The organism is Mesorhizobium sp. M1348 (assembly GCF_040317925.1).
GTDB lineage: Bacteria > Pseudomonadota > Alphaproteobacteria > Rhizobiales > Rhizobiaceae > Mesorhizobium.
In genome coordinates, this window is the sequence record NZ_JAMYLH010000015.1 from 119,433 (window position 1) to 132,104 (window position 12,672).

General features: G+C 62.5%; 15 protein-coding genes. 3 read left to right on the plus strand and 12 right to left on the minus strand.

The window, feature by feature from the left end; translation table 11 throughout:
- The first annotated feature begins 128 nt into the window (after positions 1–128).
- Positions 129–395 (plus strand): SEL1-like repeat protein, encoded by a 267-nt coding sequence (locus NKH13_RS23000; RefSeq protein WP_352490873.1) that lies wholly within the window; start codon positions 129–131, stop codon positions 393–395.
- A 387-nt stretch (positions 396–782) separates the two neighbouring features.
- The gene (locus NKH13_RS23005; RefSeq protein ID WP_352914593.1) at positions 783–1,904 is read left to right on the plus strand and encodes a branched-chain amino acid ABC transporter substrate-binding protein; all 1,122 of its coding nucleotides are present in this window, start codon (positions 783–785) and stop codon (positions 1,902–1,904) included.
- Between the two features lie 98 nt (positions 1,905–2,002).
- Here the strand turns inward: NKH13_RS23005 and NKH13_RS23010 are convergent, their stop codons facing one another.
- The 11 genes from NKH13_RS23010 to NKH13_RS23060 form a co-directional block, all read right to left on the minus strand.
- Complete coding sequence (locus tag NKH13_RS23010; RefSeq protein WP_352914596.1) at positions 2,003–3,991, minus strand: acetyl/propionyl/methylcrotonyl-CoA carboxylase subunit alpha; 1,989 nt, start codon at positions 3,989–3,991, stop codon at positions 2,003–2,005.
- 112 nt (positions 3,992–4,103) lie between these two features.
- On the minus strand, positions 4,104–4,478 hold the full coding sequence (locus tag NKH13_RS23015; RefSeq protein WP_352717438.1) for a hypothetical protein: 375 nt from the start codon (positions 4,476–4,478) through the stop codon (positions 4,104–4,106).
- Positions 4,479–4,522: 44 nt separating this feature from the next.
- Positions 4,523–4,891, minus strand: a complete 369-nt coding sequence (locus tag NKH13_RS23020) for a hypothetical protein (protein ID WP_352717439.1) — start codon at positions 4,889–4,891, stop codon at positions 4,523–4,525.
- Between the two features lie 42 nt (positions 4,892–4,933).
- Positions 4,934–5,308: a hypothetical protein gene (locus NKH13_RS23025; protein WP_352914658.1), complete on the minus strand. Its 375-nt coding sequence runs from the start codon at positions 5,306–5,308 to the stop codon at positions 4,934–4,936.
- Between the two features lie 115 nt (positions 5,309–5,423).
- Positions 5,424–5,954 (minus strand): O-acetyl-ADP-ribose deacetylase, encoded by a 531-nt coding sequence (locus tag NKH13_RS23030; protein ID WP_352717441.1) that lies wholly within the window; start codon positions 5,952–5,954, stop codon positions 5,424–5,426.
- Between the two features lies 1 nt (position 5,955).
- A complete protein-coding gene (locus NKH13_RS23035; RefSeq protein ID WP_352717443.1) occupies positions 5,956–7,563 on the minus strand; it encodes a carboxyl transferase domain-containing protein in 1,608 nt (535 codons plus the stop codon).
- Positions 7,564–7,567: 4 nt separating this feature from the next.
- The gene (locus tag NKH13_RS23040) at positions 7,568–7,951 is read right to left on the minus strand and encodes a type II toxin-antitoxin system VapC family toxin (RefSeq protein WP_352665924.1); all 384 of its coding nucleotides are present in this window, start codon (positions 7,949–7,951) and stop codon (positions 7,568–7,570) included.
- A complete protein-coding gene (locus NKH13_RS23045; protein WP_352914601.1) occupies positions 7,948–8,340 on the minus strand; it encodes an AbrB/MazE/SpoVT family DNA-binding domain-containing protein in 393 nt (130 codons plus the stop codon). Before NKH13_RS23045 ends, NKH13_RS23040 begins: the two co-directional genes overlap by 4 nt.
- Before the next feature lie 82 nt (positions 8,341–8,422).
- Positions 8,423–9,586, minus strand: a complete 1,164-nt coding sequence (locus tag NKH13_RS23050; RefSeq protein ID WP_352717446.1) for an isovaleryl-CoA dehydrogenase — start codon at positions 9,584–9,586, stop codon at positions 8,423–8,425.
- A 48-nt stretch (positions 9,587–9,634) separates the two neighbouring features.
- A complete protein-coding gene (locus tag NKH13_RS23055) occupies positions 9,635–10,297 on the minus strand; it encodes a TetR/AcrR family transcriptional regulator (RefSeq protein WP_352717448.1) in 663 nt (220 codons plus the stop codon).
- 149 nt (positions 10,298–10,446) lie between these two features.
- The gene (locus NKH13_RS23060) at positions 10,447–10,725 is read right to left on the minus strand and encodes an acylphosphatase (protein ID WP_352914603.1); all 279 of its coding nucleotides are present in this window, start codon (positions 10,723–10,725) and stop codon (positions 10,447–10,449) included.
- A 199-nt stretch (positions 10,726–10,924) separates the two neighbouring features.
- On the opposite strand from NKH13_RS23060, the gene NKH13_RS23065 reads away from it, so the two are divergent.
- Positions 10,925–11,425 carry a MarR family winged helix-turn-helix transcriptional regulator gene (locus NKH13_RS23065; RefSeq protein ID WP_352914606.1) on the plus strand — a complete coding sequence of 167 codons (501 nt, stop codon included), beginning with the start codon at positions 10,925–10,927 and terminating at the stop codon, positions 11,423–11,425.
- A gap of 32 nt (positions 11,426–11,457) precedes the next feature.
- Here the strand turns inward: NKH13_RS23065 and NKH13_RS23070 are convergent, their stop codons facing one another.
- Positions 11,458–12,564 carry a pyridoxal phosphate-dependent aminotransferase gene (locus tag NKH13_RS23070; RefSeq protein WP_352914609.1) on the minus strand — a complete coding sequence of 369 codons (1,107 nt, stop codon included), beginning with the start codon at positions 12,562–12,564 and terminating at the stop codon, positions 11,458–11,460.
- Positions 12,565–12,672: the final 108 nt, after the last annotated feature.

Consider the following 12,672-nt stretch of genomic DNA (forward strand, 5'->3'; position numbering starts at 1 on the left):
TTTAACGACGGATTCAAGCCTCCGCGGCATTCTCGAAAGCATCGAAAGAGCGGCCGCCCCCGAAGGTAATCAAGGACACCGAGGGACAGACGGAGACAGCTCTCGGGAGCCAGAACAGGGGATTTGAAATGGCACGTTTTGAAATGCTTGAAGCCGGCTTCGGCGCCATGGGGGCAACTGCCCAGGCCGATATTCTTTTCGAGTTGGGCATGATGTATGCGACCGGCCGCGATTGCGAGACCGATGTCGTCGCGGCCCACAAATGGTTCAACATCGCCGCGATCAAGGGTTCGGCCCGCGCCGCGGAACTGCGCTCTGAATTGTCGGCCGCCATGTCGAAGGGGGAGATCGCCAAGGCGCTGCGCGAAGCCCGCGAATGGATGACGATGCACTGAATTCGCCGGCATCGACTTCACAGGGGTACTGACCTCACGACAGGGACGCTTCGGATCAAAGCCGCGCAGACGGCTGGACCCGAAAATCAAGGCCGCGCAAGACGGCTGGGCCAACAAGAACACGGCAGGCGGACGAGCCGTGCAATAAACCCTACAAAACAGGGAAGGCGAGCGGATCCCGGTGCTGATACCTCGGGAAGCTCGATGAGAAAAGCTGCGACCGGCCGGAACAAGGCTGGCGCGGCTTTGTCTTTGGGACAGCGTGTTGCAGGCCCAATCGAGTGCCGCCGATGCGTCTAGACAGGCTTGGCGAAGGGTGAAATTCTCCCGCCCACTCTGGAAGAGGCGCGGCCGGGCGGCCGCGCGAGAGTGGAGGAGTGTATCACCATGAAAAAGTTGGGTATTTTGAGCGCGGCCATAGTGGGCCTGATGATGAGTGCGCCGATTGCCTTCGCCGACGACATCACCTTTTCGGTGGTCGGACCGATGACCGGTCAGCTTGCCACCATCGGCGACCAATTCAAGCAAGGCGCGCAAGCCGCCGCCGACGCGATCAACGCGGCCGGCGGCGTCGATGGCCGCCAGATCAAGCTCGACGTCCAGGATGACCAGTGTGATCCGAAACAGGCGGTTTCGGTCGCCAACCGCGTCGTTGCCAACGGCGTCAAGTTCGTCGATGGCCATGCCTGTTCGGGCTCGAGCATCCCGGCCTCCGCGGTCTATGCCGAAGCCGGCGCGCTGATGATGAGCCCGGCTTCGTCGAACCCGGTGCTGACTGACGCAGCGGCGAAAGCCGGCTGGCCGACGATCATGCGTCTCTATACGCGCGACGACGCGCAGGGCGCTTTCATCGGTCCATGGATCGCCAAGAAATATGCCGGCAAGAACGTCGTCATCCTGCACGACAAGAGCGCCTATGGGCAGGGCGTCGCCGATGTCGTCAAGGCAACGATGAACCAGAACGGTCTCAACGAGATCCTCTACGAGGGCATCAACGCCGGTGAAAAGGACTACGCGGCGCTTGTCACCAAGCTCAAGGACCTGAAGGCTGACGTCGTCTATTTCGGCGGCTACCACCCCGAAGCCGGCCTCATCCTGCGCCAGTCGGCGGAACAGAACCTGAAATTCCAGCTGATCATGCCGGACTCGATTGCCACGCCGGAATTCTGGCAGGTTTCCGGCCCGGCCGGCGAAGGCACCATGTTCGTCTTCCCGTCGGATCCGCAGGCGAAGCCCGAAGCCAAAGAAGCCATCGCCAAGATCAAAGCCGGCGGCTTCGTGCCGGAGGGCTTCACGCTGTTTTCCTATGCGGTGATCCAGGCCTTCGCCGAGGGCATCAAGCGCGCCGGCAGCGACGACCCGGCCAAGGTTGCCGAAGCTTTGAAGAGCGGCGAGCCGATCAGCACCGTCGTCGGCGCGGTCACTTTCGACGAAAAGGGCGACCTCAAGAACGTCAGCTACGACATCAACCAGTGGCACGACGGCAAATACGCGCCGATCCAGCCGTAATGGCCGCGGCGCCGCAAGACGCGCTGCTGTAATCGAACATGGCCGGGGTCAAACCCGGCCATGTTGTTTTTGGCGACGCCTTTGTGACGCGTTCGAGATCACTTCGTGGATAGGGAAACAGCAGTCAACTGGGGTTCCTCGGCAAAGCGAACCAGCACGGTCCCGTCGGTGACCTGCGCGCCTTCGGCAGCAATCTCGGCGATAACCCCGTCATGGGGCGCGGCAATGGTGTGCTCCATCTTCATCGCCTCCAGGATCAGCAGCGGCTGGCCCTTGATCACGGACTCGCCTCTGGCTGCACGCACCAATTTGACCAGGCCGGGCATTGGTGCGCGCAGGCTGCCGGAAGCGGCGGCGGCTTCGTCGGCTCGCGCCAGCGGATCCGGCACGGCAAAACCGTAGCCGATTGCGCCATCGAAGACCGTGACGTGGCCCGGCCAGCGGGCGAGGCGAGGCGCCGCGCGAAGATCATGCGAATTGACACGCTCATAGGGCGCATCCAGCACCACCTCGAACCGTCCGTCCGGCCGCACCGACACGCGCGCGACGATCTCCTGCTCGCCAAATTTCAGCAGGGTGCGCCGCGCTACAGCGTGGAAATGCGCATAGCCGGCCAGTGACGACCAGGGATCGTCCGAGGACGGCAAGTCGCCCGCACCAGACGCGGCAAGTGCCGCGGCGGCAATTGTCTCACCGCTCGGCGGCGGGACCGCCGTCAACGCCTGCTGATGCCTGGCGATCAGGCCGGTATCGACATCGCCCGCCGCAAAATCCGCATCAGCGGCCAGCGCGGCAAGAAAGCCAGTGTTGACCGTTGAGCCGGCGATTTCTGTCTGCGACAGCGCCGCGCCAAGTGCTGTGAGCGCCGCCCGTCTGTCCTTGCCATGAACGATCAGCTTGGCGATCATCGGGTCGTAAAACGGCGAAATCGCATCGCCGGCGCGCACACCGGTTTCGATGCGCATGGTTGCACCCTCCGGTGCCGGCTGCGGAAATTTCAAATGGTGCAAGGTGCCAGTCGCCGGCAAAAACCCCCTTGCCGCGTCCTCGGCATAGATACGCGCCTCGAAGGCGTGGCCGGAGAGCGCGATCTCGCTCTGCGTCTTCGGCAGTTTTTCGCCGGAGGCTACCCGCAACTGCCACTCGACCAGGTCGATGCCGGTGACCATTTCGGTGACGGGGTGCTCGACCTGCAGGCGGGTGTTCATTTCCATGAACCAGAAACGGTCGGCCTTCAGACCTTGCGAGGCATCGACGATGAACTCGATGGTACCGGCGCCGGAATAGTGGATTGCCTTGGCGGCTTTCACCGCCGCCTCGGTCATCGCCTTGCGCAGTGCCGGCGTCATGCCCGGGGCAGGCGCCTCCTCGATCACCTTCTGGTGGCGGCGCTGCGCCGAGCAGTCACGTTCGTGAAGATGTACGGCGTTGCCGAAATTGTCACCAAACACCTGCACTTCGATGTGGCGCGGCTTGTCGACATATTTTTCCACCAAGACGCGGTCGTCACCGAACGCGGCTTTCGCCTCGCGCCGCGCGCCCGACAATGCTTCCGAAAAATCATCGGGATGCTCGACACGCCGCATGCCCTTGCCGCCGCCGCCGGCGCGCGCCTTGATCAGTACGGGGTAGCCGATCTCGCGCGCCTTGGAGGCGAGCAACACGATCTCCTGCGCTTCGCCATGGTAGCCCGGAACGACAGGCACGCCGGCCTTTTCCATCAGCCGCTTGGCCGCGTCCTTCAGTCCCATGGCACGGATCGAGGCCGCCGACGGCCCAATGAAGATCAGCCCAGCCGCCGCGACCTGGTCGACGAATTCGGGGTTTTCCGAAAGAAAGCCGTAGCCCGGATGGATGGCCTCGGCACCTGTGGCCAAGGCCGCCGCGATGATCTTGTCGCCGCGCAGATAGCTTTCGTTGGCGGGAGAGGCGCCGATATGCACCGCTTCGTCGGCCATTTCGACATGCAAGGCGTGAGCATCGGCGTCGGAATAGACGGCGACGCTGCGCACACCCATCCTGCGTGCCGTGCGGATCACCCGGCAGGCGATCTCGCCACGGTTGGCGATCAGGATCTTGGCGAACATCGGGCCTCCACAGGCAGAGCTTGCCGCTAACGGCGCGAATTCTCTCTACGCGAGCTGCGGCGATGTCCTGCTTTGTAGTCTGGCGGTCAAAGGGTAGGCAAGCGAGGCCTGCCTACTTTGAGGCCGCGATTTCGCAAGCTCCCCCGGTTGTGACCTTGTAACGGTTGCGGGTGGCCTGGCAGGATTTCATCGCCATATCCTCGGCAGCCTTTTGCGACGGCGCATTCAAGCGTGAGCCGCACAGGATGTACAACGAACGCACCCGGGAATACGGAGTGGTCGCATAAGCTGAATGGCCGCTGGCCGCCACATAGGCCTTATATGCCTTGGTGCATGGCCGATCCGCGGTTGCCGGAAAATACGGGTAGAAGCGGACGTCGCCCTTGCTTCCAGCCAGCGATTCCGCAGCGCCGACACTGGGGCTCGAGATTAGAAGCAACCCAGCTATTAGCGAGAGGACTGCTTGTTTGACGCTGATAGACTTCATTTTTTCCCATCCATTGGAAACGTCGAAGGCCGCCGAGTGTCGGCCTATTTGGAGGCAGCTATGGCGCATGCCCCTGCAGTCGTGACCTTGTACTTGCTGCGCGCGGACTGGCAGGACTTCAACGCCAGTGCTTCAGCAGCCTTCTGGGATGGTGCATTCAGATAAGCACCGCAAATAGTGAATTCGGTTGCCCAGTTGAATGGCGTCATCGCATAGGCCGAGTGACCGCCAGCCGCCACGTAGTCCTTGTAATTTTTGCCGCAGCCTCCGATTGTACCCGGTGCAAAATAGACCGGAAAACGGCTGTCGCCCTTGCTTCCCGCCAGCGATTCGGCGGCGCCAACATTCGGTCCAGAGGCCACGAGCAGTGCAAGTACCGATATGGCTGTTCGCCTGATGGATAAAGATTTCATTGCCCAACCCATTTGAAAAACCCCAACACTGTAGATATTCGCTTATTTAGAGGCGGCGATTTCGCAGCCCCCACCTGTTGTAACCCTGTAACTGTTGCGGGTGGCCTGACAGGATTTCAACGCCAACTCTTCGGCAGCTTGCTGTGACGGTGCATTCAAGCGCGAGCCGCAGATGATGTACAGCGAACGCACCCGGGAATACGGAGTGGTTGCATAGGCTGAATGGCCGCCGGCCGCTACATAGGCCTTGTAGGCCCTGGTACATTCATCCTTCGGGTTCTGCGGCAAATAGGGATAGAAACGGGTCTCGCCCTTGCTTCCCGCCAACGACTCCGCTGCACCGACGCCAGGCGTCGCTAATATAAGCAACCCCGCAAGTATATGCACAGTTGTTCTCTGAAAAACCCGCCGCCTCATCTTCGCCCAATCCCCATTGGTATTTGCGATGATCAATAGCCGTGATTCTTTCGTCTGGCCAGATCAAGAAGCAAAAAATAGTCGGGAGATGTGGTGGGTTGTCGCCTGCGCAGGATCACACCCTGCCGAGTGCGGCAACGACCCACTGATACAGTTCGGCCGTCGGCTCGTCGAAGCAGCAGAAAATGACGGCTTCCGGAACGACGTTCTGGCCGATGAAGGCACTCACGGTACCGACGGCAATTTGCGTCGCCTGGTCCTTTGGATAGCGGTAGACGCCGGTCGAGATCGCTGGAAACGCCACCGTCCGGCAGTCCTTTGCGGCGGCGATTTCGAGCGACCGGCGATAGCAGGAGGCGAGCAGTTCGGCTTCTCCTTTGCTGCCGCCTTGCCAGACCGGCCCGACCGTATGGATGATGTAGCGCGCGGGCAGCTTGTAGCCCTTGGTGATTTTTGCGTCTCCGACCTTGCAGCCATTCAGCATCCGGCATTCGGCCAGAAGCTCGGGGCCGGCCGCGCGGTGAATGGCGCCGTCCACGCCACCGCCGCCGAGAAGCGAGGTGTTGGCGGCGTTGACGATGGCATCGACCGCCAGCTTCGTTATGTCGCCGGTTTGAATGCGAATCCTCGGGCCGGTTTCGCTCATCTCACATCCTGAACACGCCGAAGCGTGTCTCCTCGATCTCGGCGTTGAGCGCGGCCGAAAGGCTGAGCGCCAGCACCTCGCGGGTCTTGGCCGGGTCGATGATGCCGTCGTCCCAGAGCCTTGCCGACGAATAGAGCGGGTGGCCTTCGTGCTCGTACTTCATCAGGATTGGCTTCTTGAATTTCGCTTCCTCCTCGGCGCTCCATTCGCCGCCCTTGCGCTCGATGCCTTCGCGCTTGACGACGGCCAGCACCGTTGCCGCCTGCTCGCCGCCCATCACCGAAATGCGGGCATTCGGCCACATCCACAGGAAGCGTGGTGAATAGGCGCGTCCGCACATGCCGTAATTGCCGGCGCCGAACGAGCCGCCGATGATCATCGTTACTTTCGGCACCTTGGCGGTGGCGACCGCCATCACCAGCTTGGCGCCGTCCTTGGCGATGCCGCCGGCCTCGTATTTTCGCCCGACCATGAAACCGGTGATGTTCTGTAGGAAAATCAGCGGCACCCTGCGCTGGCAGCACAGTTCGATGAAGTGCGCGCCCTTCAGCGCGCTTTCCGAAAACAGCACGCCATTGTTGGCGACGATGCCGACCGGCATGCCGCTGAGGTGGGCGAAACCGGTGACCAGCGTGGTGCCGTAATTCTGCTTGAACTCATCGAACTCGGAGCCGTCGACGATTCGGGCGATCACCTCGCGCACGTCGTAAGGCTGGCGCAGATCCGTCGGTACGATGCCGTAGAGTTCATGTGGATCGTGAAGCGGCGGAATCGATTTCTTCAGGGCCAGGCTTACAATTTTGTTCCGATTCAGGTTTTTGACGATCCGCCGGCATATGGCCAGCGCATGCTCGTCGTCGAGCGCATAGTGGTCGGCAACGCCGGAAAGCCTTGTGTGCACGTCGGCGCCACCGAGGTCCTCGGCGGTGACGTCCTCGCCGGTGGCCGCCTTCACCAGCGGCGGCCCGCCGAGAAAGATGGTTGCCTGGTTGCGCACCATGATTGTCTCGTCCGACATCGCAGGCACATAGGCGCCGCCGGCCGTGCACGAACCCATGACGCAGGCGATCTGCGGAATGCCGGCGGCCGACATGTTGGCCTGGTTGTAGAAGATGCGGCCGAAATGATCGCGGTCGGGAAACACCTCGTCCTGGTTGGGCAGATTGGCGCCGCCGCTGTCGACCAGATAGACGCAAGGCAGATTGTTCTGTAGCGCGATCTCCTGTGCACGCAGATGCTTCTTCACGGTCAGCGGATAATAGGTGCCGCCCTTCACCGTGGCGTCGTTGACGACGACCATCACTTCGGTGCCTTCGACCCGGCCGATGCCGGCGATGAGGCCGGCGGAAGGGATGTCCTCGCCATACATCGACCAAGCGGCGAACTGGCCAATTTCGAGGAGCGGCGAGCCCGTATCGAGCAATTGCGCGAGGCGTTGCCGCGGCAGGAGCTTGCCGCGAGAGACGTGCCGCTCACGCGCCTCTTCCGAGCCACCGCGCTCGATGGCGGCGGCTTTTTCAGCGATGTCGGCGACCAGCGCCCGCATGCGCTCGGCATTGGCGCGGAAGATATCGGAGGCGGGCGAGATCTGCGAGGTGAGGGGGGCCATGGCGCTACCGGATCAGCTCGATTTTGCAGCCGACATCGAGGTCGCCCCAATCGCGATCGGCGGTGACGGCAATAGCGTTCTCGCGAATTGCCAGTGCGAGGCAGGCCCGATCGCCCAGCGACAAGCCGCGATGCCGCGTCAATTGGCGAAGCTGCCCGGCCGCGATGCCCATCGCGTCGTCGAAAACGGCGATCGGCATGCCGAGACTGGCGAGGTCGTCCGCGGCCTGTTCCATGCTGCGTCCCTTGTCGATCAGCTTGGCGATGATTTCGGCCGCATTGATTGAACTGCATTGTGCGTCCGGCGCGAACCCCAAAGCATTGTCGGTGCCTTGCTCGTTGAGCAGGATTGCGAGCGCCGCCGAGCTGTCCATGACGTAGGGCTTCATTTCGCCCGCTTTCCCGTTGTCCCTTCGGCGTGAAGCCGGTCGAGACGCTTGTCGCTTCGACGCTGCTCTTCCCGCCGCTCCTTCAAAAATTCGTCGACCACGCTTTCACCGGGCTGTTTCAGCGCTGACAATTCGGCCTGGACCCGTCGCAGATTCTGCAGCCACGATCTTACCCGCAGCTCGCCGCTTTCGACATGAAGGATCATGTCCTCGCCAGGCTTCACGCCCATCTCCTCGCGCATCGCGGCAGGGATGACGAAGCGCCCGCCCTCGCCAAGCTTGACACGCTCGCGTTTCGCCGGAACCCGAAGCTGTGGTTGGCGAGCGCCGGCATCGAACTGTGCTTGCGGGTCTTCTTCAAGTCCGGACTTTCCCGTTTTGCCCGCCATGGTCCGTCTCGCCTGTATTGTGGCACATATTCCGAGGTATGCCACATCTTGCGGCTTCTGGCAAAATCTTAAAAAGATGCCATCAGGCGCTCTCCGCCATGATTTCCCGCCCGATCAGCCAGCGACGGATTTCGCTGGTGCCGGCGCCGATCTCGTAGAGCTTGGCGTCGCGCAGCAGCCGGCCGGTCGGGTAGTCGTTGATGTAGCCGTTGCCACCCAAAAGCTGGATGGCGTCGAGCGCCATCAGCGTCGCCTTTTCGGCGGCGAAGAGAATACAGCCGGCAGCATCCTTGCGGGCCGTCTCACCGCGATCGCAGGCGGCGGCTACGGCATAGACGTAAGCACGCGCCGCGTTCATCGTCGCATACATGTCGGCGAGCTTGCCTTGCACCAACTGGAATTCGCCGATCGGCTGGCCGAACTGCTTGCGTTCATGCACGTAAGGTATCGCCACGTCGAGGCACGCCGCCATCAGCCCGATCGGGCCGCCGGCCAGCACGGCGCGTTCGTAGTCGAGGCCCGACATCAGCACCTCGACGCCGCGCCCTTCCTCGTGCAGCACGTTGTCGAACGGCACTTCGACATTCTCGAACACCAGCTCGCCGGTGTTCGAGCCGCGCATGCCGAGCTTGTCGAGCTTTTGCGCCACGGAAAAACCGGCAAAGGCCTTTTCGACGATGAAAGCGGTAATGCCGCGCGAATTGAGTTCCGGATCGGTCTTGGCGTAGACGACCAGCGTCTCGGCATCCGGCCCGTTGGTGATCCACATTTTGGTGCCGTTGAGTACATAGCGATCGTTGCGTTTTTCGGCGCGCAGGCGAAGCGACACCACATCGGAGCCGGCACCCGATTCCGACATCGCCAGTGCGCCGACCTTTTCGCCGCTGCAGAGCGAAGGCAGATATTTTTCCTTCTGCGCCTGCGTTGCCCAGCGGTTGATCTGGTTGACGCAGAGGTTGGAATGGGCACCGTAGGAGAGGCCGACCGAGGCGGAGACGCGCGAAATCTCCTCCATCGCGACAACATGGGCGAGGTAGCCCATGCCGCTGCCACCGAAATCGGGATCGGCGGTGATGCCGAGCAGGCCAAGCCCGCCGAGCTCCGCCCACAGATGTGCCGGGAATTCGTTCGAGCGGTCGATTTCGGCGGCGATCGGTGCGATCTTTTCCTGGGCAAAGCGCCGCACCAGGTCGCGCAGTGCCTCGATGTCTTCGTCAAGCCCGAAGTTGAGCGTATGCGTGTACATGCCGTTCCTCCCGGCGCACGATCCCGAAAATCGGGATCGTGCGCGAAATCAAGTTGCTAGAACGTCCTTTGCGCGCCCGAATAGACGCGCGGCGTCGTAGCTCGTTGACGCGCCGTCGTTCTTTGCTCCAACAAGGCGCAATGTCATTGCTAGATATGTAGCGGTGACTTCGGCGATCGACAGCCGTTCGCCCGGCCGGAACCAGACGATGACGCCGGTCATCATCTGGATCAACGCCATGGCGGTGAGCCCCGTGTCTTCGATACTGAACAAGCCCGCTTCGACGCCGTCGCGCAGGATAGCGCGCAGCTCCTTCTCGTAGGCCGCGCGCATGCGCAGGATCTGCGTTAGTTTTTCGTGCGACAGGCTGCGCAGCTCCATGTTCGAGACATGGGTGGAATGGCGGCGTTCGACATGGAAGGCGATGTGGTTTTCGACATAGGCGGCGAGCCGCGCTGCCGGATCGGCGCCGACAGGGCTTGTTGCGCGCCACGTCTCGATCAAGCCTTCCATATGCTCGCGCATCAGCGTGAACAGGAGGTCCTGCTTGGTCGGGAAATAGCGGTAAAGCGCCGCTGCCTGGACGCCAACCTCGGCCGCCAGCTGGCGCATCGACATCGCCTCGTAGCCGAGACGCGCAATCAGGCTGACCGCCGCCTCGCGGACCGCAGCTTCGGTCTTCTCTCCGTCGGAACCGGTCGTACGCGCCATGACAAGCCGCCTTTTCGCGGACAATAAAACAAACGTTCAATTAATTCAAGGGCCGAGGTATGTCCGGGCAGGGCAATGGCTTCAGGTTTGCTCTATCTGCATCTTGGAGATTTTGTGCGATAGAAGCGAATGAGCAGGATCATGCCTTGCTAGGCAACAATCCTGAAACCCGCGGACATATCGCGAGCCTCGATCTCCTCGACATCGACCTTCGAAACCGCTGCCCCTGGCGGCCCTTGCCAAAGCCGTTCGATCATTGTCGAGACCGCCGCACCCGTCCCTGCAATCAAAGCTGTCACCGAGCCGTCAACTTCGTTGCGCACCCACCCGGCAAGGCCAAGCGCCGACGCCTCGCGCCGCGCCCAGACCCGGTAGCTGACGCCTTGCACCTTGCCGTATATGCGTACCTGCACCGTCCGGTCGTCCATCGCGCTCTCCATCTTTTGAGTCGAGTCTGGCGCAGCGTCTTGCAAATTCAACCGCGCCGCGTGCATCGAAGGTCTCTCTGCCGATCGCGATCCGCCAGCTTCACGTGCGAGATGGGCGGCGTCTCCATCGAATGATTGACTAAGTCAAATAATAGGCGATCATGGTCCTTACGGAGCGATCAGCCCGAAGGAGGTCGACATGCCGGCCGATCGGAATGCCCTTGTCGCGGAGATCCGCGGCTTCAATCGCTTTTACACGCGGCTGATCGGTCTGCTCGACCAGACCTTGACGCACAGCGCCTATACGCTAGGCGAGGCGCGGCTGCTGTTCGAATTGGGCCGCCGATCCCATGCTGCCGCCAATAGCGGCGGTGAGGCAGGGTTTCTTGCGCGGGCATTCCACCTCGATCTCGGACCGGCAGCCTCCGAAATCGCTGCCGAGCTCCGGCTCGATCCGGCGTATGTCGTACGCGTCCTGAGGAGGTTCGCCGCCGCTGGCCTGACCGAGATGCGCACTGACCCAGCCGATCGGCGCAGACGCATCCTGTCGCTGACCGCTCGCGGAAGTGGGGAGCTCGCCAGGCTTCAGGCTGCGGCGGATCGCGACCTCGCGCGGCTGACGGGCGGGCTCGCCGATGAAGCGGCTGCCGAATTATCGGACGCCTTGAAGCGCGTCATGCGCCTGCTCGGGGAGAAATAGCGGGCAGCACTGGGGTCCCGGCGTTGCGCTGTTCAGTTCCCCCGCGCTGCTGCCAGTGCGCCAGGCAGTTCCTCGGCAAAGATGTCGAGCTCGTGGTCGAGGCCGACGCTGACCCGGATGCAGCGGTCGAGCACCGGCACCATCGGCTTGCGGATGAACACGTCGCGTGACAACAGCGCCTGCAGCACTTTTAGTGCGAAAGCGCCGTCGCGGCCGCAGTCTATGGTGACGAAATTGGTCGCCGAAGCCAGCGGCTTCAGCCCGTTCGCCTCGGCTATTGCGGCAATGCGCCGGCGGCCGGCGGCGACCCGCGCCACCACGCTCTCCAGCCAGGCCTGATCGGCAAGCGCCTCGACGCCGGCGATCTGCGCCATGCGGCTGACGCCATAGTGGTTGCGGATCTTCTCGAAGTCCCTAATCACCTGGGCCTCGGCCACCGCATAGCCGCAGCGTATGCCGGCCAGCCCATAGGCCTTGGAGAAGGTGCGCATGCGGATGACGTTCGGCCGCGCCACATCGATCGGCGGCAGCGCTGAGGCTGGCCCCAATTCGCCATAGGCCTCGTCGAGCACCAGCATTGTGGTCTCCGGCAAGGCTTCGATGAAGCGGCTGATCTCGGCGGCTTCCCACCAGCTGCCCATCGGATTGTCCGGATTGGACAGGTAGACCAGTGGCGCCTTTTCGCTGGCCACTGCCCCCAGCAGGCCGTCGAGGTTTTCCCGGTCGTTCTCGTAGGGCACCGCGACCAGCCGGCCGCCGACGCCGGCAACATGAAAGTTGAAGGTCGGATAGGCGCCGCGCGAGGTCACCACCGCGTCGCCGGGCGCCACATACATGCGCGCAACCAGGCTGAGCAGCCCGTCTATGCCTTCGCCGATGACAACATTTTCGGCGCCGACGCCGAGATGCCGGGCTACGGCTACCTTCAAATCGTGATTGTCGGGGTCGCAATACATCCACATGTCGCCGGCAATCTCGGCCATGCGGGCAACGACGCGCGGCGAAGGGCCAAAGCTGCTCTCATTGGCGCCGATGCGGGCGCGAAAGGCGCGGCCGCGGTCGCGCTCCTGCGCCTCCGGGCCGACAAACGGCACTGTAGAGGGAAGCGCATCGACGAGCGGCGTAAGGGGAGGGCGCATGGCAAAGGCTCGTTCGAAAAGGGGCCTTCTTGCTAGCCTGCTGGCTTGGCCTGCGCAAGTTCCATGGCCAGCGGCAATGGTCAGGCTGGGTTCTACCGGATCATTTTG

Excerpts from the sequence above, each read along its gene's own strand:
- NKH13_RS23000 (WP_352490873.1), top strand. The coding sequence starts at position 129 with ATGGCACGTTTTGAAATGCTTGAAGCCGGCTTCGGCGCCATGGGGGCA.
- NKH13_RS23005 (WP_352914593.1), top strand. The coding sequence starts at position 783 with ATGAAAAAGTTGGGTATTTTGAGCGCGGCCATAGTGGGCCTGATGATG.
- NKH13_RS23010 (WP_352914596.1), bottom strand. The coding sequence starts at position 3,991 with ATGTTCGCCAAGATCCTGATCGCCAACCGTGGCGAGATCGCCTGCCGG.
- NKH13_RS23015 (WP_352717438.1), bottom strand. The coding sequence starts at position 4,478 with ATGAAGTCTATCAGCGTCAAACAAGCAGTCCTCTCGCTAATAGCTGGG.
- NKH13_RS23020 (WP_352717439.1), bottom strand. The coding sequence starts at position 4,891 with ATGAAATCTTTATCCATCAGGCGAACAGCCATATCGGTACTTGCACTG.
- NKH13_RS23025 (WP_352914658.1), bottom strand. The coding sequence starts at position 5,308 with ATGAGGCGGCGGGTTTTTCAGAGAACAACTGTGCATATACTTGCGGGG.
- NKH13_RS23030 (WP_352717441.1), bottom strand. The coding sequence starts at position 5,954 with ATGAGCGAAACCGGCCCGAGGATTCGCATTCAAACCGGCGACATAACG.
- NKH13_RS23035 (WP_352717443.1), bottom strand. The coding sequence starts at position 7,563 with ATGGCCCCCCTCACCTCGCAGATCTCGCCCGCCTCCGATATCTTCCGC.
- NKH13_RS23040 (WP_352665924.1), bottom strand. The coding sequence starts at position 7,951 with ATGAAGCCCTACGTCATGGACAGCTCGGCGGCGCTCGCAATCCTGCTC.
- NKH13_RS23045 (WP_352914601.1), bottom strand. The coding sequence starts at position 8,340 with ATGGCGGGCAAAACGGGAAAGTCCGGACTTGAAGAAGACCCGCAAGCA.
- NKH13_RS23050 (WP_352717446.1), bottom strand. The coding sequence starts at position 9,586 with ATGTACACGCATACGCTCAACTTCGGGCTTGACGAAGACATCGAGGCA.
- NKH13_RS23055 (WP_352717448.1), bottom strand. The coding sequence starts at position 10,297 with ATGGCGCGTACGACCGGTTCCGACGGAGAGAAGACCGAAGCTGCGGTC.
- NKH13_RS23060 (WP_352914603.1), bottom strand. The coding sequence starts at position 10,725 with ATGGACGACCGGACGGTGCAGGTACGCATATACGGCAAGGTGCAAGGC.
- NKH13_RS23065 (WP_352914606.1), top strand. The coding sequence starts at position 10,925 with ATGCCGGCCGATCGGAATGCCCTTGTCGCGGAGATCCGCGGCTTCAAT.
- NKH13_RS23070 (WP_352914609.1), bottom strand. The coding sequence starts at position 12,564 with ATGCGCCCTCCCCTTACGCCGCTCGTCGATGCGCTTCCCTCTACAGTG.